Raw genomic sequence first — 20,597 nt, forward strand, 5'->3', positions numbered from 1 at the left:
GAACGAGGCGGAGAACATCCCGGCTCATGTGTTACGGACGATCAAGGAGAGCTTGGACCATGACTAAGCGCAATATCGGACAGGAGATCCTGGAAGGTATCCAGGCCATTCAGCGCGGCGAGGGGCGCCACTATAGTGTGGAGGTGCCCACCGACGTCAAAGCCATCCGCGAGCATACCGGGCTCAGTCAATCGGCCTTTGCCGCGCTTTTGGGCGTCAGTCCGCGCACCTTGCAGGACTGGGAACAGGGACGGCGCCAGCCTTCCGGGGCGGCCAAGTCCCTGCTGTTCATTGCGGCCAAGCGGCCTGAGGTTTTGCGGGAGGTTTTCAAGGACATCCCCAGTGCTGCCTGAACCCATTGGCAGGTGACCCCATGAAGATCACCTACAACGCGACAGATGACATTCTGGTGATTGAGTTCAGTAAGGACAAGATCATCAAGGAACTGTCCCTGAGCTGGAACGTCAACGTGGGCATGACCTCTACTTCGCGGACCCCTAAAAAGGGGAGGATTACCCCATGAAACACCTGCCCTACGACAACTTCAACCCCAGAGAATTCATTATCCGGGACTGGCTGGCCCTGGACCGCACCGTGCTCGCCAACGAGCGAACCTTTCTCGCTTACGGGCGCACGACGCTTACCCTCGTGATCTCCGGATTGTCCTTTATCAAGTTTTTCGGACATGTCGTGTATTCCATCATTGGTTACGTATTCATTGCTGGCGGGCTGTCGATCTTTTTCTTTGGTCTGAAGCGCTATCGCAAGATGAAGAAGCATTATCATCTGCTGTCCGAAATCCGGGACGAAGAGCTTCCCGAGCAAATCAGGAAAGAGACACGCATCGAAAACGATCTCATCAATCAGGCGCTGGCAGGACGCGGCAAGGACGGTCCTGGCGTCGCATCATGATCGGGCACTGTTTCAAAACCTGACCTTTTCTGAATGGGCTGTAGATATCCACTCCGGTCTGATCATTTTCCGTAAAACGCGGCTTTGGCCGCGTGCAGCTTGCGGTAGGCATCCAGCAACTGCCCGTGCAGCGGTAGGCCATCCAGAGGCAGGCCCGGCGCGTGCAGGCCGGGGAAGCCGGGCTCGCCGGCAATCAGGTCCTCGGCTGCCCGGACATCCTGCTCGCCATAGAGCCGCACCAGATTCGCGCGATAATCATCCGGGTCGCGCTCCTCATCGAGCTCGATTTCAAGGAGGGCCTGAAGCGCCCGGTAGAACTTGATTCGCTCGCGCCCGAGCGTCTGGCTGTGCAACACGCCCTCCACCCATTCCAGCGCCGCTTCGGGATCATCCAGCCGCGCCGCGATCAGGGCCTTGAGCTCGCCGACTGTCAGGCTGGACCAGGCTGAGCCCGGGTCCGGCGCGACCCCGATCAGGGCCGCCACCAATTGATGTTCGGAGAAGCCCCCCTCCTCCAGCGCATCCAGCAGTTCCTCCAGCCCCTCTTCATCAAGGTCTTCGAGATGCAGGACCAGGGCGCGTAGCTGCGCGCCTTCGTTGTTGTTCGAGAGCCATAGGTCCTCGACCGGGTAGATCTCCGACATGCCGGGCACCAGGATGCGGCAGGAGTACATGCCAAGATGCTGGTAATCCATGATGTAGATGTCAAAGCCGAGCGCCTGGATGCGTCCACTCAAGAACGCAAATTCACTGGCGGTATCGCTGCCGAAATCCCAGTCGCTGAAGGGATAGTCGGGCGTATCACGAAAGAAATCATAGGAAATCAGGCCGCTGGAATCGATGAAATGCATTTCCAGATTGTGATGCTCGGCCACCGCGGCCTGATCGAAGGTCGGCGCCTGAAATCCGTCGAGACGCTCCAGGCTGCGGCCCTGCAACAGTTCGGTCAGGGTACGCTCCAGCGCGACCTCAAAGCTCGGGTGGGCACCGAAGGAGGCAAAGCAGGTGCCGTGCACGGGATCGATCATGGTCACGTTCATGACCGGGAACTGCCCGCCAAGCGAGGCGTCCTTCACCAGGATGTGATAGCCGTGTCCTTCGAGTTCCGTGATGGCCTCGCGGATGCGCGGGAAACGCTCGATCACATCGAGCGGCACGTCCGGCAGGCTGATGCCCTCGGCGATGATGCGGTTTTTCACATAACGCTCGAAGATCTCCGAGAGTGCCTGTACCCGTGCCTCGGCCTCTGAATTACCGGTGGACATGCCGTTGCTGACATAGAGATTGCCGACGATGTTGACCGGAAACCAGATCGTCTCGCCGTCGCGCTGACGCAGGAAGGGCAAGGCGCAGATGCCGCGCTCGGGGTGGCCGGAGTTGGTGTCGACCAGTTGCGCCGGCGTCAGTTCGCCCTCGGGGTTGTAGAACTGCCAGAGCTCGGTATCCAGCAGACCCGTCGGCAGCTTCTTGCCCTTGACCGGAAACCATTGTTCCTGGGGATAATGCACGAATTCATCGTTGGCGAGTGCCTCACCCAGATAATAATCGGCCCAGAAGTAGTTGGTCTGCAGCCGCTCGAAGAACTCGCCAAGCGCGCTGGCGAGCGCGGCCTTGCGGCTGGCGCCCTTGCCGTTGGTATACATAAGCGGACAGTCGCGGTCGCGAATGTGCACGGAAAAGACATTGGCCACCGGATTGAGCCAGGAGGCCTCCTCGATCTGAAAGCCATGCCGGGCAAGCTGGTCGAGCATGTGCTGGATGCTCGATTCGAGATCGCGGTCCTTGCCTTTGATATAAGTCTGCTCGCTCATCTTTCCACCTTTCGGCCAGCTAGCGGCCAGTCGCGGTACAGATATGGGCTGAAGCGCCCATGGGTTACACTCGGCATTTCGCCTTTGCCGGGAGAATGGCCTTTATGGACGCCTTTGACAAGCTGGTTGAGATCATGCGCACCCTGCGCGGGCCTGGGGGCTGCCCCTGGGATCAGGCCCAGACCCTGGAAAGTCTCACGCCCTATACCATCGAGGAAAGCTACGAACTGGTCCAGAGCATCGAGACGAAAGACTGGCAGGAGCTGCGCAAGGAGCTTGGCGACCTGCTCTTTCACATCGTTTTCTATGCCGAGATTGCCCGCGAGCAAGGGCTCTTTTCCATCGAGGAGGTTGCCCAGGCTGCGGTGGACAAGATGATCCGCCGCCATCCGCATGTGTTTGGCGAGGAAAGCATCACCGATCTCGATACCCTTAACAAGCGCTGGCAGGCCCTGAAAGCCGAGGAACTGAAGGACAAGCCCACTGACCGGGATACCGCCTGGGATGCCGGCATTCCGGGCGCCCTCCCTGCCCTGCTCTGGTCCTACAAGTTGCAGGAGCGAGCCGCCAATCTGGGTTTTGAGTGGCACGACATCGCACCGGTCTGGGCCAAGTGCGCCGAGGAATGGCAGGAGCTCAAGGATGCGGTAGCGACTGGCAACCCCGCAGAGATCATCGACGAATATGGCGACGTGCTGTTTGCGCTGGCGAACCTGTCGCGCTTTCTGGATGTGCATCCGGAGCAGGCGCTGCGCCAGTCCTGCGGCAAGTTCCGCGAGCGCCTGAACGAGGTGCAGGTGCAGGCCAGGAAGCAGGACCTGAATCTGCAGGATCTGAGCGACAGCGAGCTCGACGCGCTCTGGGAAAGCGCCAAACGGGAACTCGCGCGACGCAGGGGCTGATCCTACAACTAGAAAAACCGCGACTCCGGGGTTTCTCCCAAAGTCGCGGTTTGAAGGTACTGCGCTACTGCTCTCTGCCTGGCTCGTCAGAGCCAGATCATCAGCCCCGTTTCATGGGCCTGGGCCAGCAGTTCGTGATAGGGATAGATGCGGATGCGGTAATCCATGCGTCCGCAGGCGTCCGGCTCCAGGTTCAGCACGAAGCGGTGACGCCCATCCACTGTCTGCCCTTCATGGCGCAGGAAGTAATTCTTCTCCAGACGCAGATTGCGGCGCTCGAAGTGCTGACTCAGGATGCATTCCACCCGCACGTCCTCGGGCTGCAGGCCATTGAGTTCGACCGCCAGTTCCAGTTGCAGGGCATTGCCATAGCGGATGCGATCCGGCGCATGGTCCTGACGGCTGATACTGACCCCACTCCAGGCCGACTGCACCCGATGCTTCCACTGCGACAGGACCCGTGCGCCGCGGTACTCCTCGCCACAGACCCGCCGGCCGTGGATCGCTGCCGGACGGTAGAGCTCCCGCACATATTGACTCACCATGCGCGCTGCGTTGTAACGCGGTAGCAGGGTTTCCATGGAGTGCTTGGATTTTTTCACCCAGCCGCTGGAAAAGCCATAACTGCCCGCCTGGTAATAAAGCGGCATGACCTCGTTTTCCAGGAGTTCATAGAGCGTGGCGGCCTCCTCCGCACGCGCGCGCAGCGGATCGGCAGTATGCACCGGCTTGATGGCCCAGCCATTGTGGCCGTTATAACCCTCGCCCCACCAGCCGTCGAGCACGCTCAGGTTGATCGTGCCGTTGATGCCGGCCTTCTCACCCGAGGTACCGCTGGCCTCCATCGGATATTCGGGATTGTTCAGCCACACGTCCACGCCATAGACCAGCGCCCGGGCCAGACCCATATCATAGCCTTCGATCATGTGGATCTTGCCCTCGAAGCCGGGCTGACGCGCCAGACGATGAATGTCGCGGATGAGCTCCTGCCCCGGTCGATCGGCCGGATGGGCCTTGCCGGCAAAGATGAAGATCACCGGCCGGTCGGCGTGATTGACGATGGCCTTGAGCCGCTCCAGATCCTCAAACAGCAGGGTGGCGCGCTTGTAGGTCGCGAAGCGTCGCGCAAAGCCCACCACCAGCACGCTCGGATCCAGCGGATCGAGGTGGCGCAGCAAGCGGTCGAGATGGGCTTCGCTGCCGGCATTGCGCCGGTGCTGCAGGGTCAGTCGCTCGCGCACCTCCTTGATCATCTGCGACTTCAGGGCCTGACGCACGCTCCAGTAGAGGTGATCGGGAATCTGCTCCACACGACGCCAGAAGTCGGTGTCACACAGCCGATTGCGCCATTCGCCACCGAGATAGGAATCAAAGAGTTCGCGCCACTCCTGGGCCAGGAAGGTCGGTACGTGCACACCATTGGTGACATAGGAAACCGGGTTCTCTTCGGGTGGCACCTGCGGCCAGAGATCGGCCAGCATTTCCGAGGACACATGCCCATGGATGCGACTGACCCCATTCTGGAAGCGCGAGCCACGTACCGCAAGGGCTGTCTGATTGAAGCCGAAACCTTCATTGGACTTCAAGCCTAGGCCTAGGAAGCGTTCAGTGTCCAGGCCCAGGGCCTGTATCTGGCCACCAAAGTATTCCAGCATAAGCTCCCGCGGGAAGATGTCATGGCCCGCCGGCACCGGAGTGTGGGTGGTGAAGATGGTCGCGCTGGCCGTGGCTTCCAGAGCGGCATTGAAGTCCAGCCCCTGGCTCACCAACTCGCGAGCCCGTTCCAGGATCATGAAGGCCGCGTGGCCCTCATTGATGTGCCAGACGCTCGGCTTGATGCCTACCGCGCGCAGGGCACGCACGCCACCAATCCCGAGGATCATCTCCTGCTTGATGCGCATGGTGATGTCGCCGCCATAGAGGCGATGGGTGATGTAGCGGTCCTCGTCGCTGTTCTCCGGCAGATTGGTATCCAGGAGATACAGCTTGATGTGCCCGACGCGCGCCATCCACAGCTTGGCCGTGACGGTGCGCCCCGGCAGTTCCACGCCGACCTTGATTTCGGCGCCACCGGGCGTCAGGACCGGCGAGATCGGCAGATTCTCGAAGTCGGAATCGGCGTAGGTCGCGACCTGATTGCCCTCGGCATCGATGAATTGATAGAAATAGCCCTGGCGATACAGCAGACCCATGGCGACGAAGGGCAGACTGAGATCGCTGGCGGCCTTGCAATGGTCACCCGCGAGGATGCCCAGACCACCGGAATAGATCGGGAAACTCTCGTGAAAACCGAATTCGGCGCAGAAATAGGCAACCAGGTCACCCTGGTCCAGCCCCGGCTGGCCCTGGGGCCGCAACTGTTCCAGCATGTAGGTGTCGTAGGCCGAGAGCACCCGATAGAAACTCTCCAGAAAGACGCGGTCCTGGGCAGCTTCCTGCAGGCGTTTTTCCTCGACCTGGCGGAGAAAGCGCTTGGGATTGTGGCCGACTTCGTCCCAGAGCACGGGATCGAGCCGGAAGAAAAGCTCGCGCGTGGGACGATCCCAACTGTACCAGAGATCATTGGCCAGCTCTGACAGACGTGCCAGCTTGGCGGGAATCTGCGGATTGACCTCAAGTGAAAATACCGTGCCCGGCATAAGAAACTCCTGTGTAAGGGCAGTGCCTTCTTACAGATAGGTCAAAATCTTGACATTGCCAGCAGGCAAAATCATTCAAACAAGGCAAGCTCTTCCGCGCTCAAACCCAGCCGTGGCGCCGCCTGGCCCATAAGATCCTCGATCTCCTCGAGGCGCTTGGGAGTATCTTTCGTGAGGATGTCGTGTCCGTTTTCCGTCACCAGCACATCATCCTCGATACGGATGCCGATACCGCGCCAGCGCGCATCGACATTTTCCGCATCCGGCGCGATGTAAAGCCCAGGCTCGACGGTGAGCACCATGCCGGCTTGCAGAGGCCGCCACTCGCCCTTGAGCTTATATGCACCAACATCGTGCACGTCCATGCCCAGCCAGTGCCCAGTGCGATGCATATAGAAGGGCTTGTAGCTGCCTGTTTCGAGACTTTCCTCGAGCGAGCCCCGGATGATCCCGAGATCCAGCAAGCCCTGTGCCAGCACCGCGACGGCGGCATCATGGTAGGCATTGTAGGGACTGCCGGGGCGCACGGCCTCGATGGCTGCCTGCTGTGCCGCCAGCACCAGCGCATACAAATCGCGTTGTTCGGGGCTGAAGCGGCCATTGACCGGAAAGGTGCGGGTGATGTCGGCGGCATAGCCACCATATTCGGCACCGGCATCGATCAGCACCAGATCGCCATCGGCAAGCATTCGGCTGTTCTCGATGTAGTGCAGGACGCAGGCATTGACGCCGCCGCCCACGATGCTGGTGTAGGCCGGCGCAGTCGCACCCTGACGCCGGAACACATATTCCAGTTCGGCTTCCAGCTCATATTCGTAAAGCCCCGGCCGGCACACGCGCATGGCCTGGCGGTGGGCTGCCCCGGAGATACCGGCGGCGCGGCGCATCAGCTCGATTTCGGCATCGTCCTTGATCAGGCGCATCTCGTGGATCATCTCGTCCACATCGACGATCTCGCGCGGGGCGCTGATCCCGGCTCGCACCTTGGCGCGGGCCTGATTGAGCCAGTGCATCACCCGTGCATCGAAATCCGGATTGCGCCCGACACTGTAGAAGAGCAGGTCCTGATTCTCAAGAAAACCCGGCAGGATGTCGTTGATCTCATGGATGCTGAAGACCTGATCGGCGCCATACTGCTCGCGCGCGCCCTCCAGGCCGGCCCGGTAGCCATCCCAGATCTCGCGGGCGGGATCCCGGGGTCGCACGAACAGGATGGTCGAGCCCAGGGGATGGCCGGGTGCCAGCACCAGCACGGCTTCCGGTTCCGGAAAGCCGGTCAGGTAGTAGAAATCACTGTTGTGCCTGAAGCGGTAATGGGCGTCGGCATTGCGCGTCTTTTCCGTGGCGGTGGGAATGATGGCGACGCCCTGCCCCATGCGCCTGAGCAGGCGCTCGCGTCTTGCTACGTAATCCACAGTCGTATCCATGTACACTCCTAAAGCAGCACGCGCTCCAGCCCGCCCTCTCTCACCTGCTCGACGAAGCGGCTGTCCCAGTCGGGGCCCAGCAAGGACTTTGCCAATTCCACGACAATATAGTCCGTTTCCACACCGGTGTCGGCGGCATAGCGGGAAAGCCCCTGCTGACAGGCCGGGCAACTGGTGAGCATCTTCACCTGTCCGGTGGCAACCGGTTCGCCGATCAAAGTCTCCACGTTCCGGTGAATCTCTTCTTCCTTGCGAAAACGCAACTGCGTGGAGATGTCCGGGCGCGCCACCGCCAGGGTGCCGGCCTCGCCACAGCAGCGATCCGACAGCTCAACCCCCTGCCCCACCAGGGTGGACGCCACCTGCTGGGGCTTGTAGGTCTTCATCGGTGTATGACAGGGATCATGATAGAGATACTGCACGCCCGATACACCCTCCATCCGCACCCCCTTCTCCATCAGGTATTCATGGATATCGAGCAGGCGGCAACCGGGGAAGATCTGTTCGAACTGATAGCGCAGCAACTGGTCCATGCAGGTGCCGCAGGACACGATCACGGTCTTGATATCGAGATAGTTCAGCGTATTCGCCACCCGGTGGAAGAGTGCGCGATTCTCGGCAGTGATCTGGTCACCCTTGGCCTGGTCGCCGCCCGAGGTCTGCGGATAGCCACAGCAAAGATAACCTGGCGGCAGCACGGTCTGGGCGCCGGTCTCATAGAGCATGGCGAGTGTGGCCAGACCGATCTGACTAAAAAGGCGCTCCGAGCCACAGCCCGGAAAATAGAATACCGCGTCCGACTGCTCGCTGACCTTGAGCGGGTCGCGCAGGATCGGCACGATGCTCGCGTCCTCGACACCCAGCAGCGCGCGCGTGGTCTTGCTGGGCAGCTTGCCGGGCATGGGCTTGCGCACGAAATTGATGACCTGGGCCTTGATCTCGGGCTTGCCGGTGGTGGACGCCGGCCGTTTCTCGTGCAGGATGCCAAGCTTTTTGGCAATGCCATGGGCCAGGCGCTGGCCCTTGTAGCCCCATTCGATCATGCCCTTGCGCATCAGCTTGATGGTGGCGGGATCGGTGACATTCAGAAAGGCCATGCTCGCCGCGGTGCCGGGGCTGAAGCGCTTTTGCCCCTGCTCCTTGAGGATGTTGCGCATGCGGATCGTCACATCGCCAAAGTCGATGTTCACCGGACAGGGATTGAGGCACTTGTGGCAGACCGTGCAATGGTCCGCGATGTCGTTCATTTCCTCGAAGTGGCGCAGGGAGATGCCGCGACGGGTCTGCTTTTCATAGAGAAAGGCCTCCATGACCAGCCCCGTGGCGAGGATCTTGTTGCGCGGGCTGTACAGGAGATTGGCGCGCGGAATGTGCGTATTGCAGACCGGCTTGCACTTGCCGCAACGCAGGCAATCCGAAATGTCATCCGCGAGCGCATTGAGCTGCGTGCTCTCGAGGATGATGGCCTCTGCCTCCAGCAGATTGAAACTCGGCGTATAGGCATTCTTCAGACCCGAACCCGGCAGCAGCTTGCCGCGATTGAAGCGACCCTGCGGGTCGGCCACGGCCTTGTAGCCGGCAAAGGCGTCGACGTAGGCAGGCGCCAGGAACTGCATCTTGGTCAGCCCGATGCCATGCTCGCCGGAGATCACCCCACCGAGTGATTCGGCAAGCGCCATCACCTGCTCGACCACGCTTTCGGCGCGGCGCATCATCGAATAATCGTTGGAATGCACCGGAATGTTGGTGTGCACGTTGCCGTCACCGGCGTGCATGTGGCAGGCCACGAAGAGCCGGCTCTTGCGCAGGTTCTGATGGATTTCATCGAAGCGCTGGCGCAGGGCCTCGAACTCGCGCCCGCCAAAGATCTCGCCGAGCACCCGCTTGACCACCTTGCGATAGGAGATGCGCAGGTCGCGCCGCTGCATCAGTCGAAACACCGTATCCCCCGGCCGGACCTTTTCAGCCAGATCACCAGGCAGCGCAATGGATGTGGCCGGTGCGTCGAGCGCCGCCATGATCGCCTGCCACTGCGTCTGCACGGTCTTGAGATGCGCGATGGCCCGGACCCGCTTGTCTTCCAGCAGCAGGTCCCCTTCCTCGCTGCGATGTTCCTCGCGCTCGCGGGCGGCGGGCATGGGGCCCTGCAGACAGGCCAGGATCTCGTCGAGGATGGCGAGCTTGTTCTCGGTGGAAAGCTCGATGTTGATGCGCTCGATGCCATCGTTGTAATCGGCCAGGCGATCGAGCGGGATCACCACGTCCTCGTTGATCTTGAAGGCATTGGTGTGGGCTGCGATGGCCGCCGTGCGGGCACGGTCCTTCCAGAAGGCCTTGCGCGCCTCGGCACTGACGGCAATGAAGCCCTCCGCGCCACGGGCATTGGCCAGTCGCACGACATGGCTCGCGGCGGCGGCCACGGCGTCACCGTCATCCCCGCTGACATCGGCAATCAGCAGCATCTTGGGCCGTTCCGGGCGCGCAGCCTTGGTGCTGTAGCCCACCGCCCGGATGTAGCGTTCGTCGAGATGCTCCAGCCCGGCGAGTACCGCCTGGGGATGGCTGTCCAGATAATCCTTTATCTCGACGATGGCCGGCACCGCCTCGCGCAGGTCGCTGCCAAAGAACTCCAGGCAGACCGTGCGGGTATGCTGAAAGGCCTGGTGCAGCACAAAGACACCGCTGGTGATGATGCCGTCGCAGCCCTCCTTCTGAATGCCGGGCAGGCCACCGAGAAACTTGTTGGTGACATCCTTGCCAAGCCCCTGCTTGCGCAGGTCGCTGCCGGGGATTTCCAGAATGCTCGAGTGGCCGATAGCGGTGTTGCCATCCGGCGCATAGCGCGTCACCCGAAAACGGGCGATATCAACCTCGTGGATCTTGCCAAGATTGTGATCCAGCCGCTCGATTTCCAACCACTCGCCCTCGGGCGTGACCATGCGCCAGGACAGCAGATTGTCCAGCGTGGTACCCCAGATCACCGCCTTCTTGCCGCCGGCATTCATGGCGATGTTACCGCCGATGGTGGAGGCATCCTGGGAAGTCGGGTCCACGGCGAATACCTGCCCGACGCGGGCCGCCGCCTCGGATACCCTTCGGGTCACCACCCCGGCCCCGGCGCGGATGGTCGCCACCGGCTGATCACTGCCCGGCAGCTTTTGATAGATGATCTCGCCAAGATCTTCGAGTTTTTCGGTATTGATGACTGCACTGTCGGCGTGCAGGGGAATGGCGCCGCCGGTGTAACCGGTGCCACCACCGCGCGGGATGATGGTCAGACCCAGCCGGATACAGGCCGCCACCAGCCCGGCCACCTCTTCTTCCGTATCCGGGGTGAGCACCACGAAGGGGTGCTCGACCCGCCAGTCGGTGGCATCGGTGGCATGGCTGACGCGGGCGAGCCCGTCGAAGTTGACATTGTCGCGCCGGGTGACGCGCCGGAATTCGGCCATGGCGCGCTTGCGCATCTCGCGCTGGCGCGGGAACCAGGCCTCGAACTCGCGCACCGCACAGCGGGCGGCATCCACCAGCTTCAAAGCCAGGGGGTTGTCCTCGGAACGCTCGATGACCTGGTCCAAACGATGATGCAGGGCATGCGCCAGGGACTGGAAGCGCTTGCGATTCTCCAGCAGGTCGTCCTGGATGTAGGGATTGCGCGAGACCACCCAGAGATCCCCCAGCACCTCGAACAGCATGCGCGCCGAACGCCCGGTTTTGCGCTGACCACGCAGTTCATCGAGCACGGACCACATCTCCTCGCCGAGAAAGCGGATCACGATTTCGCGGTCGGAGAAGGAGGTGTAATTGTAGGGGATTTCGCGGATACGGCTCTGGACGCTGCTCATTGAATAGGTCGGGTCCCGTCAAGGCCAACTAAAAAATCATTCGCTAATATACCACAGCCTGGGACATTCGCGAAAATCTGGATTCAGTCAAAGGCAAGCTCCAGCGCATCGGGCAGCTTGTCCACCTTCTCGATGCGCAGTTTCGGTAGTCCGCGCTCGAGTCCGCTGGCGCCCGGCAGCATGGCCCGGTTGAACCCCAGCTTGGCGGCCTCCTTGAGCCGTTCACCGGCCCGTGAAACGGCACGCACCTCGCCCGCCAGGCCAATCTCCCCAAAGAACACGCGCTTGGGGTCCAGGGGCCGGTTGCGATAGCTCGACAGTAGCGCCATCAACACGGCCAGGTCCGAGGCCGGCTCGTTCAGGCGCACCCCGCCGACCACATTGACGAAGACATCCTGATCAAAGAGTGCCACCCCACCGTGGCGATGCAGCACCGCCAGCAACATGGACAGGCGGCTGGGATCAAGGCCGATGGCAACGCGCCGGGGATTGGCCAGGGGACTCGGGCTGACCAGGGCCTGCACCTCGACCAACAAGGGCCGCGTGCCCTCCTGGGTCACCAGCACCGCAGAGCCCGCCACCGGATCGTTATGCTGGGACAGGAATAGACTGGAGGGATTGTCCACCTGGGTCAGGCCCTTGTCGGTCATGTTGAACACGCCCAGCTCATTGACCGCGCCAAAGCGATTCTTGATGGCGCGCACCACGCGGAAGTTCTGCCCCGACTCGCCCTCGAAATAGAGCACGGTATCCACCATGTGCTCCAGCACCCGCGGGCCGGCCAGACTGCCTTCCTTGGTGACATGGCCGACCAGCCACACCGCCACACCGCTGCGCTTGGCGTAGCGCACCAGTTGCGCCGCGCATTCGCGCACCTGCCCCACCGAACCCGGCGCCGACTGCAGGGCCTCGGTATAGATGGTCTGGATGGAATCGACCACCATGACCACCGGCTGCTCGACTTCCGCCTGGGCCATCAGGGTTTCCAGATTGTTCTCCGCCAGCAGGCGAATGCCCTCCGTGGACAGCCCCAGGCGGCGGGCGCGCATGGCCACTTGGGCCGCCGACTCTTCGCCGGTTACATAGAGCGCCGTGCCGGTTTTGGCGAGATGGCTGATGGCCTGCAGCAGCAGGGTGGACTTGCCGATGCCGGGATCGCCGCCAAGCAGCACGGCCGCGCCCTGCACTTGCCCGCCGCCCAGCACCCGATCCAGTTCCTGCAGGCCGGTGCTGGTCCGGGCCGTATGCTCGGAGACCACCGCCGCCAGATCCTGCACCCGGCTTGCCACGGAAAAGGCCGTATGGCGCGAGGCCGGAGTGGCGGCCACCGCCGGCAGGCTCTCAACGAGGCTGTTCCAGGCATTGCAGTCCGGGCAACGCCCGAGCCACTTGGGCGAGGCGCTTCCGCAGGCATCACAAACGAATATGCTTTTGGCTTTGCTCATGATTCCAGGATCCGTGGGACCCGCCCCTGAATTCGGCAGGTCAATTCATAGGGAATGGTGCCCGCCAGGAGCGCAAGCTCATCAACGGTCACCTGCTCCGTGCCCTGACGGCCCATCAGCATCACTTCATCGCCGGGTTTGGCCGTGGGCAATTCGCTCAGGTCGACAAAGAGCATGTCCATCGAGACCCTGCCGAGCAGTCGACTGCGCCGGCCACCCACCAGCACCGGCGTGCCATTGCCAAGCTGACGCGGATAGCCATCGCCATAGCCGATGGCCACCACGCCGACCCGCATCCTGCGATCTGCCTGGAAGGCCGCGCCATAGCCAAGCCAGTCGCCTGGTTTCAGCTCGCGGACCGTCATCAGCGCGGAACGCAACTGCAGCACCGGCACCAGCCCCAGCGCGGGGCCAAAGACCTCGGCAAAGGGGGACATGCCATAGAGCATCAGGCCCGGGCGGACCCAGTCGAGATGTGTATCGGGACTTCGGAGTATGGCGGCCGACGCGGCCAGGGACCTTTCAAGGCCCTGATCCGCAAGCTGTTCAAAGGTCTGGGAGAATGTCTCAAGTTGATGATTATTATACCTGTTTTCGGGCTCGTCCGCACGCGCGAGATGGCTCATCAATCCGCACAGATGCACGCCGGGGCAAGCTCGAAGTGAATCCAGGGCGCCAGGCAGATCGCAGGGCGCAAAACCCAGGCGGTGCATGCCGGAATCGAGTTTCAGGAAGACCTCGATGTCGGATTCCAGCTCTGCCCTGCTCAGCCAGGCAAGCTGCTCGAAGCTATGCAGCACCAGGCCAAGCCGATGCTGGGCCGCCGCAGGAATCTCGTCGGGCGTGAAAGGACCTTCGAGAATGAATACAGGGGCTGAGATGCCGCTCTCGCGCAGCTGCAGGGCTTCTTCGAGGCTGGCGACGGCCAGGGCATCCACCCCGGCGGCCTCCAGGATACCGGCCACCCGCACCGCGCCGTGCCCATAGGCGTCTGCCTTGACCACGGCCATCACGCGGGACCTGGGCGCGGAAGCGCGAACGACCTGCAGGTTGTGCAGCAGAGCGCCCTGGCTGATCAGGGCCTGAGTGGGACGGGACATGACGAACCTCTGCTGCGGACGTGCCGGCGCCTAGCCGTAGGCGGAGTCGAACTCCGGCCCGGCGTAATTTTCGAAGCGCGTATATTCACCCAGGAAGGTCATGCGCACGATGCCGGTCGGACCATTGCGGTGCTTGCCGATGATGATCTCGGCCATGCCCTTGTTGTCTTCCTTGTCCTTGTGGTAGACCTCGTCGCGGTAGATGAACATGATCAGGTCGGCATCCTGCTCGATGGCGCCGGACTCGCGCAGATCCGCCATCATCGGGCGCTTGTCGGTGCGGTTTTCAAGACCACGGTTGAGCTGCGACAGGGCGATCACCGGCACATTGAGTTCCTTGGCCAAGGCCTTGAGATTGCGCGAGATCTCGGAGATTTCCAGGGTGCGGTTGTCACTCCTGCCCGGCACCTGCATGAGCTGCAGATAGTCCACCACGATCAAGGATAGGCCATGCTCGCGCTTGAGCCGCCGTGCCTTGGCACGCAGCTCGGTGGGGCTCAGGGCCGGCATGTCGTCCACGAACAGCGGGGCTTCCGACAACTCGCCCATGGTATGCGCCAGTCGCGGCCAGTCATCCACACCAAGCTGGCCGGTGCGCACCTTGTGCTGATCGATGCGTCCCCGCGAGGACAGCAAGCGCAAGGTGATCTGGTTGCCCGGCATTTCCATGCTGAACACCGCTACCGGCAGCTTCTCGACCACCGCGACGTGTTCGGCGATGTTCATCGCAAATGAGGTCTTGCCCATGCTGGGACGCCCGGCAATGATGATCAGATCGGAATTCTGCAGGCCCGAAGTGCGGTCGTCCAGGTCAATGAAGCCGGTGGGCAAGCCGGTGATCTTGCGGTTCTCCCGGGACATGGTCTCGATGTGATCGACCACTTCCGTGAGCAGCACGTTCAGTGAGCGCCACCCCTGGGTCTTGCGCGCCTGCGATTCGGCGATCTCGAAGACCATGCGTTCAGCCTCGTCGATCAGCGCCGTGGCGGGACGGCCCTCCGGCTGGTAGGCCAGTTCGCTGATCCGTCCACCAACCGCAATCAGGCTGCGCGATATCGCACGATCCCGCACGATGCGGGCATAGGCCTGCACATTCACCGCAGTCGGCGTTTCATTGGCCAGGGTGGCAAGGTAGGCCAGGCCCCCCACGCTTTCCAGGGTGCCATTGCCCTCCAGCCACTGGCTGAGCGTCAGCACGTCCACAGGATGGCCTTCCGCCAGCATGCGCTCCATGCCGCTGAAGATCAGCCGGTGTTCCTTGCGGTAAAGATCGGATTCCTGGATATGTTCGACAACACGATCCCAGGCGGTATTGTCCAGCAGGACACTACCGAGGACCGCCTGCTCCGCCTCGATGGCATGGGGCGGCAACTTGAGAGAGATTTCGGATGAGTAATCCGGATCCAAGACTGGCACTCCGAATGAAGCCGGGCCCGCGAGCGGACCCGGCATGATGCTACCTAGGCGGCTACCACGTTGACCGTGACCGTTACCACGACATCGCCGTGCAACTGAATCTCGACACTGCGTTCGCCAAGACTCTTGAGAGCACCTTCCGGCAGACGCACCGCCGAACGATCCACCGGATGACCGGCAGCCGCCAGGGCTTCGGCGATGTCCAGGGTGCCCACGGAACCAAACAGGCGTCCACCCTCGCCAGCCTGACGAGACACCTCGACAGTCGTGCCTTCCATGCGCTCGGCGCGGGCCTGGGCCTCGGCCAGGATTTCGGCCTGACGTGCTTCCAGTTCGGCGCGACGGGCGGCGAAGTCTTCCAGATTCCTCTGGGTGGCCGGAACCGCCTTGCGCTGGGGAATCAGAAAGTTGCGACCATATCCCGGGGCAACAGCAACGACATCACCCAGATTGCCCAGATTTTTTACCTTTTCCAACAGAATCACTTGCATTTCGTTCTCCTTACTCTAGAAGCGCAAAACCTTATCAACTCGAAGCGGCGAGCCTGACCATTCATCAGGACCCGCCCTGCATCCTCTGCCGCAGATTCAGCACCTTGTCTGCAATACCCAAGCCGCTGACGAGGATGGCGGTTTGCGCAAGCAGGATCAGCATGAAATAAATGGCCGGCAGTACCTGCCAGGGCCATTGCCTGACGTGTACCCAGGCATGTACGACAGCCAGTCCCTGGAACACGAAGAAAAAGCCAAGCACCAGTGTTAGGTCCTGCATCAGCACGGCCAGGTTTCCCGAGGCCAGCCAGCCAAGCAGCATGCTCAGCGGCAGCAGGACCAGGAAAGCCAGCGGCAGATCCCAGCCCCGAAACCCCGTTCCTGGCACCAGTTGCGGCTGCTCCAGGAACACACCCTGCAGATATCGCCCCAGAAACAGGGAGATCACCCAGCCCGCAAGCGCCAGACAGGCCAGCAAACCCGGGAAGAACCCCGACAACTCCCGAAGCATGTCCTGGGTGATGGCGGACTGCCCATTCGCACCGACCTGCTTCAGCGCGTCGCCCAGCACACCCTGCCAGTAATTCACGGCATCGCCCGGCACCGCATAAACGGCCATGGATACGACCAGCAGCGAAAGCCCCAGCAATGCCCAGCTGACCGCTGCCAGGCTCTCACTGCGCCGCAGCACCTCACCGATGATCCAGGCTGGCAGCCAAGCCAGCATGAAGGCTGCCGAAACAGCCGGGCTCCAGGTCATCAGCGCAAGCGCTGCGGCCGCAAGCACCGCTGCCTCCAGGCTGGGTCTGGTTCCGACCTGCAGAACGATCAAGACGATGACAGCGCCCAACAGGGTAAAAAACAGGCCGGCCAGGGGTGGCAGCAACCAGGCCAGCGCAAAGATCACCGCCAGGGTGGCTGCCGCATGCCAGCGGCTACGGAGCAGAAACCCGGCAAAGCGGCCTGACCACTTTTCCATGGCAGTTACCAGAGTAGCCGACCGAGCAGCGCCGGACCGGATTAGCTGATGCTGTAGGGCAACAGGGCCAGGAAGCGTGCGCGCTTGATGGCCGTCGCCAGCTGACGCTGATAGCGGGCACTGGTGCCGGTTATGCGGCTGGGCACGATCTTTCCGGTTTCACCGATAAAGGCCTGCAATGTGCGGATATCCTTGTAGTCGATTTCCTTGACCTTCTCGGCCGTGAAGCGGCAGAACTTCTTGCGGCGGAAAAAACCACCCTTTCTGTCACCGTCTTTCTTGGGACCCTGTGTACGCTTCTTCATGACTTTCTCCTAAAAGATTTCACTTGCAGCCGCCTCGATTTGCCGGGCATGCAGGATGAGGCGATTTTCGCGCTCGCTACGATCACGGGCAATGAAACCACTCACCAGCAAACCCGCACCGGTATCGATGAGCGCAATTTCCGCCACCGGCAGGCCAATCGCCACGACCCGGATTCGACAGCTTGCGCGGCGCTTCATCCCGGCTTCGCGCAGCTCGGACTGGTGGTCGAGGACGAAGCCATGAACCGGCAAGCCGGCGGGCGTTCGGCGGACTGCATCTACCTGGATGACAATGCCACCCAGCCTAACTTCATTGATATTTAGCCCATCCTGGGCCAAGTTGCCTACTCGGCGGCCTCGTCGCCATCATCAGCCGCCGGCGCACGGCGTTCCTGACTGGCGTCGGCGTCCTGATTCCCTTCGCGGCTGAGAGGAGACGGCACGGTCACTGCCTCATCACGACTCACGATCAGGTGACGCAGCACTGCATCGTTGAAGCGGAAGGCGTGCTCGAGTTCCTGCAGGGTGGGATGGTCACATTCAATATTCATCAGCACGTAATGTGCCTTGTGAACCTTGGCGATGGGATATGCGAGCTGACGGCGACCCCAGTCTTCCAGGCGATGGATCTGGCCGCTGGCGGACTCGATCGTGCCGCGGTAACGGTCAACCATCTGGGGGACCTGCTCGCTCTGGTCAGGGTGGACCAGAAAAATGATTTCATAATGTTTCAAGTCAAGCTCCTTTCGGATGTAAAGCCCCAGACACAACTGGAGCAAGGAGGGATAAAGCCGAAGCAGTGTACTGCATTGGGAGGGAAATGCAAGATACCGGGCTGGCGATTCGCCAAGGGCGTGAGATGGTTGGGTGTCAACTTATCTCACAACAAGATTTGAGCTAGTTGTCACAGGTTCTTTGTAATCAAATAATTGTCCAACTCCTGATAAAGCGGAAACTGGGCGTCAAAACTCAGCAGGCGGGCTTCATAATGAAGGGCGCTGGCAATTATCAGGCGATCCTGTGGATCCTTATGATGCACGGGCAAGGCCACGGCCCGCGCACTGATCCATGGAGTGACTGGCAGGAAGAGGACTACATCCGCCTCCTCCACCTGTCGCAACCAATCTTCAAAAGGCATCCCGAGATCAATACGACCATGCCGGGCCAGCCAGGCCATCTCAAAGCAGGAGATCGCCGAGACTCCAAGCTCATCGGCTTCCTCGATCAGGGCCAGCGTACCGGGCGTCAGCTTGTCCGGGATCTGATTGATCCACCAGTGCCAGATATGGGTATCCAGCACAATCATTCTGCCAAGCCCCAGTCTGCAGCAGGTACGGAGGACATGACGTCTCCCGTTTCCCGCACCTTGCCAGCGAATTGGGGCGGCGGCCGACGGTGCCGCCTGGCCGGCTCCGCATCATCCAGAGTCACCACCAGGACTTCCACCCGATGATTGACAAAAGATTCTGGCAGATCAATCGTCAACTTGCGGTCCTTGATCTCCAACACTTCACGTTTGACCTGCATCATTGTCTCCTCGGCCAAGCTGAGCTGACCATTTCCGGTATAGTTGAATACCGGCAACAAACCTTCACTCCGATGATCGCACTTTTGCATAGACAGATGCCAGAAATCCCTCCGGCAGGTCAACTGGGTTCATTCACTCAAATGTCCAGCAGCGCCTGCGATCCTGCATGGCCCGCGTCCTGGATCGCGGTGAATCGCGGCCTATTCATGTAGAACCTCCTCGGGTACAGCATGAGAAAATTCTACTTTTAATCACTGCTATTTTCCGGGGGATTGTCAACCAAACAAAAGGCCCAGCCCGAATACTGGCTAAGCCTTTGATTTTACTGGTGGGCCGGGTGAGACTCGAACTCACGACCAACGGATTAAAAGTCCGCTGCTCTACCGACTGAGCTACCGGCCCTTCTGGAAAGAGGCGAATTATCCTTATCCGCCAGTGGCTTTGTCAATAGACAGGGCTTCAGGGTCTGTCCTGGTAGGGGGTCGGATCGGGAATGCCGACGGCGGCGAAACCCGCCGCGCGCAGGCGGCAGGAGTCGCACAGGCCACAGGCCCTGCCCCGCTCATCGAGTTGATAGCAGGATCGGGTCAGGCCATAGTCCACGCCCAGACTGCTGCCCAGGCGGATGATCTCGGCCTTGCTCTGGTATTGCAGGGGCGCATGGATGCGCATGGCCGCGCCCTCCACGCCCGCCCTGGTGGCCAAACGCGCCAGACGTTCAAAGGCCTGGATGAAATCCGGGCGGCAGTCCGGGTAGCCGGAGTAATCCTGGCTGTTCACGCCGATGAAGATGTCATTGGCGCCAAGGGTCTCGGCAAATGCCAGCGCCAGGGAGAGAAACACCGTATTGCGGGCGGGCACGTAGGTGACCGGAATGCCGGCCCCACTCTCCCCTTCCGGCACGGCAATGGCTGTATCAGTCAGTGCGGAATGCCCGAAAGCGGCGAGATTGATCGCCATGAGACGAAAGGAAGCGGCCTGCTGCTGTTGCGCCACACGGGCTGCGGCTTCCAGTTCGAAGCGGTGCCGCTGGCCATAATCGAAGGCAATGGCATGGCAGACGAATCCGTCACGTTGCGCCAGGGCCAGCGTGGTGGCGGAGTCCAGTCCACCTGAGAGCAGCACGACGGCTGTGGCTTGGTTTGTCATGTCAGTGTCCCGGCACATCGCCCCAGAGCAGCTTGTGCAACTGTATCTGCATGCGTACCGGCAGGCGGTCGGCAAGGATCCAGTTGGCAAGCTCGGTGGGACTGACCTGCCCATGTGAGGGCGAGAGCAAGACCTCGCAGCGCGCGGCAAGCTGGTGCTGCTCCAGCATTTCCCTCGCCCACTCGTAATCGTCCCGGCTGCAGACTACCATCTTGATCTGGTCCTGGGGTGAAATGCAATCCAGATTGGCCCAGAAATTGCGCCTGGCTTCGCCGGAGCCCGGTGACTTCAGATCCAGCACCTTGACCACGCGGGGATCGACAGCACTGACATCCAGGGCCCCGCTGGTCTCCAGAAAGACTTCATGGCCGGCATCGCACAGCGCCGTCAACAAGTCGTGAACCCCTTGCTGGGCCAGGGGCTCACCGCCTGTAACCACCACCAGTTGCGCACCAAAGGCCTCTACCTGCGCGAGGATGGCTGCCTGCTCCATCCATTCGCCGCCATGGAAGGCATAGGCCGTATCGCAATACTGACAGCGTAGCGGGCAACCGGTCAGGCGCACGAAGGTGGCAGGTCGCCCCACGCTGCGGGTTTCACCCTGCAGGCTGTGAAAGATCTCCGTGATGCGCAGGGCCTGGGACATGC

General features: G+C 61.4%; 20 protein-coding genes and 1 tRNA gene. 4 read left to right on the plus strand and 17 right to left on the minus strand.

Features of this window, described 5'->3' with window-relative positions; all coding sequences use genetic code 11:
* The first annotated feature begins 59 nt into the window (after positions 1–59).
* The 3 genes from WOB96_RS01670 to WOB96_RS01680 are packed head-to-tail and all read left to right on the plus strand — an operon-like array spanning position 60 to position 912.
* Positions 60–353, plus strand: coding sequence for a helix-turn-helix domain-containing protein (locus WOB96_RS01670; RefSeq protein ID WP_341369525.1), 294 nt, complete (start codon positions 60–62; stop codon positions 351–353).
* 20 nt (positions 354–373) lie between these two features.
* Positions 374–523 carry a DUF2283 domain-containing protein gene (locus WOB96_RS01675; protein ID WP_341369526.1) on the plus strand — a complete coding sequence of 50 codons (150 nt, stop codon included), beginning with the start codon at positions 374–376 and terminating at the stop codon, positions 521–523.
* Positions 520–912 carry a DUF202 domain-containing protein gene (locus WOB96_RS01680; protein ID WP_341369527.1) on the plus strand — a complete coding sequence of 131 codons (393 nt, stop codon included), beginning with the start codon at positions 520–522 and terminating at the stop codon, positions 910–912. Before WOB96_RS01675 ends, WOB96_RS01680 begins: the two co-directional genes overlap by 4 nt.
* A 62-nt stretch (positions 913–974) precedes the next feature.
* Here WOB96_RS01680 and ycaO read toward each other — a convergent pair whose 3' ends face one another.
* Positions 975–2,723, minus strand: coding sequence for a 30S ribosomal protein S12 methylthiotransferase accessory factor YcaO (gene ycaO, locus WOB96_RS01685; RefSeq protein ID WP_341369528.1), 1,749 nt, complete (start codon positions 2,721–2,723; stop codon positions 975–977).
* 104 nt (positions 2,724–2,827) lie between these two features.
* On the opposite strand from ycaO, the gene mazG reads away from it, so the two are divergent.
* Positions 2,828–3,625 carry a nucleoside triphosphate pyrophosphohydrolase gene (gene mazG, locus WOB96_RS01690; RefSeq protein WP_341369529.1) on the plus strand — a complete coding sequence of 266 codons (798 nt, stop codon included), beginning with the start codon at positions 2,828–2,830 and terminating at the stop codon, positions 3,623–3,625.
* 86 nt (positions 3,626–3,711) lie between these two features.
* Here mazG and glgP read toward each other — a convergent pair whose 3' ends face one another.
* The 16 genes from glgP to queE all read right to left on the minus strand — a co-directional run bounded on the left by glgP (position 3,712) and on the right by queE (position 20,595).
* The gene (gene glgP / locus WOB96_RS01695) at positions 3,712–6,264 is read right to left on the minus strand and encodes an alpha-glucan family phosphorylase (protein WP_341369530.1); all 2,553 of its coding nucleotides are present in this window, start codon (positions 6,262–6,264) and stop codon (positions 3,712–3,714) included.
* 71 nt (positions 6,265–6,335) lie between these two features.
* Positions 6,336–7,691: a Xaa-Pro aminopeptidase gene (pepP, locus tag WOB96_RS01700; protein ID WP_341369531.1), complete on the minus strand. Its 1,356-nt coding sequence runs from the start codon at positions 7,689–7,691 to the stop codon at positions 6,336–6,338.
* A gap of 8 nt (positions 7,692–7,699) precedes the next feature.
* A complete protein-coding gene (locus tag WOB96_RS01705) occupies positions 7,700–11,536 on the minus strand; it encodes a DUF3683 domain-containing protein (protein ID WP_341369532.1) in 3,837 nt (1,278 codons plus the stop codon).
* Between the two features lie 83 nt (positions 11,537–11,619).
* A complete protein-coding gene (gene radA, locus WOB96_RS01710; protein ID WP_341369533.1) occupies positions 11,620–12,981 on the minus strand; it encodes a DNA repair protein RadA in 1,362 nt (453 codons plus the stop codon).
* Positions 12,978–14,081 (minus strand): alanine racemase, encoded by a 1,104-nt coding sequence (alr, locus tag WOB96_RS01715; protein ID WP_341369534.1) that lies wholly within the window; start codon positions 14,079–14,081, stop codon positions 12,978–12,980. Before alr ends, radA begins: the two co-directional genes overlap by 4 nt.
* 30 nt (positions 14,082–14,111) lie before the next feature.
* Positions 14,112–15,488: a replicative DNA helicase gene (gene dnaB / locus WOB96_RS01720; RefSeq protein ID WP_341369535.1), complete on the minus strand. Its 1,377-nt coding sequence runs from the start codon at positions 15,486–15,488 to the stop codon at positions 14,112–14,114.
* Between the two features lie 53 nt (positions 15,489–15,541).
* On the minus strand, positions 15,542–15,988 hold the full coding sequence (gene rplI, locus WOB96_RS01725) for a 50S ribosomal protein L9 (protein ID WP_341369536.1): 447 nt from the start codon (positions 15,986–15,988) through the stop codon (positions 15,542–15,544).
* Between the two features lie 64 nt (positions 15,989–16,052).
* A complete protein-coding gene (locus WOB96_RS01730) occupies positions 16,053–16,967 on the minus strand; it encodes a DUF2232 domain-containing protein (RefSeq protein WP_341369537.1) in 915 nt (304 codons plus the stop codon).
* A gap of 41 nt (positions 16,968–17,008) precedes the next feature.
* Complete coding sequence (gene rpsR, locus WOB96_RS01735; protein WP_341369538.1) at positions 17,009–17,272, minus strand: 30S ribosomal protein S18; 264 nt, start codon at positions 17,270–17,272, stop codon at positions 17,009–17,011.
* A 9-nt stretch (positions 17,273–17,281) separates the two neighbouring features.
* On the minus strand, positions 17,282–17,611 hold the full coding sequence (gene priB / locus WOB96_RS14435) for a primosomal replication protein N (RefSeq protein ID WP_423229712.1): 330 nt from the start codon (positions 17,609–17,611) through the stop codon (positions 17,282–17,284).
* Positions 17,612–17,616: 5 nt separating this feature from the next.
* Entirely contained in the window at positions 17,617–18,006 is a 390-nt protein-coding gene (rpsF, locus tag WOB96_RS01745; protein WP_341369540.1) for a 30S ribosomal protein S6, read from the minus strand.
* Between the two features lie 170 nt (positions 18,007–18,176).
* Complete coding sequence (locus tag WOB96_RS01750) at positions 18,177–18,578, minus strand: type II toxin-antitoxin system VapC family toxin (protein WP_341369541.1); 402 nt, start codon at positions 18,576–18,578, stop codon at positions 18,177–18,179.
* On the minus strand, positions 18,575–18,859 hold the full coding sequence (locus WOB96_RS01755; protein ID WP_341369542.1) for a hypothetical protein: 285 nt from the start codon (positions 18,857–18,859) through the stop codon (positions 18,575–18,577). The genes WOB96_RS01750 and WOB96_RS01755 overlap by 4 nt, the downstream gene beginning before the upstream one ends.
* Before the next feature lie 267 nt (positions 18,860–19,126).
* A tRNA-Lys gene (locus tag WOB96_RS01760) sits at positions 19,127–19,202 on the minus strand.
* Between the two features lie 57 nt (positions 19,203–19,259).
* A complete protein-coding gene (gene queC, locus WOB96_RS01765; RefSeq protein ID WP_341369543.1) occupies positions 19,260–19,949 on the minus strand; it encodes a 7-cyano-7-deazaguanine synthase QueC in 690 nt (229 codons plus the stop codon).
* Between the two features lies 1 nt (position 19,950).
* Complete coding sequence (gene queE, locus WOB96_RS01770; RefSeq protein ID WP_341369544.1) at positions 19,951–20,595, minus strand: 7-carboxy-7-deazaguanine synthase QueE; 645 nt, start codon at positions 20,593–20,595, stop codon at positions 19,951–19,953.
* Between the last annotated feature and the right edge of the window lie 2 nt (positions 20,596–20,597).

Source organism: Thermithiobacillus plumbiphilus, assembly GCF_038070005.1.
In the GTDB taxonomy this organism is placed as follows: Bacteria; Pseudomonadota; Gammaproteobacteria; order Acidithiobacillales; family Thermithiobacillaceae; genus JBBPCO01.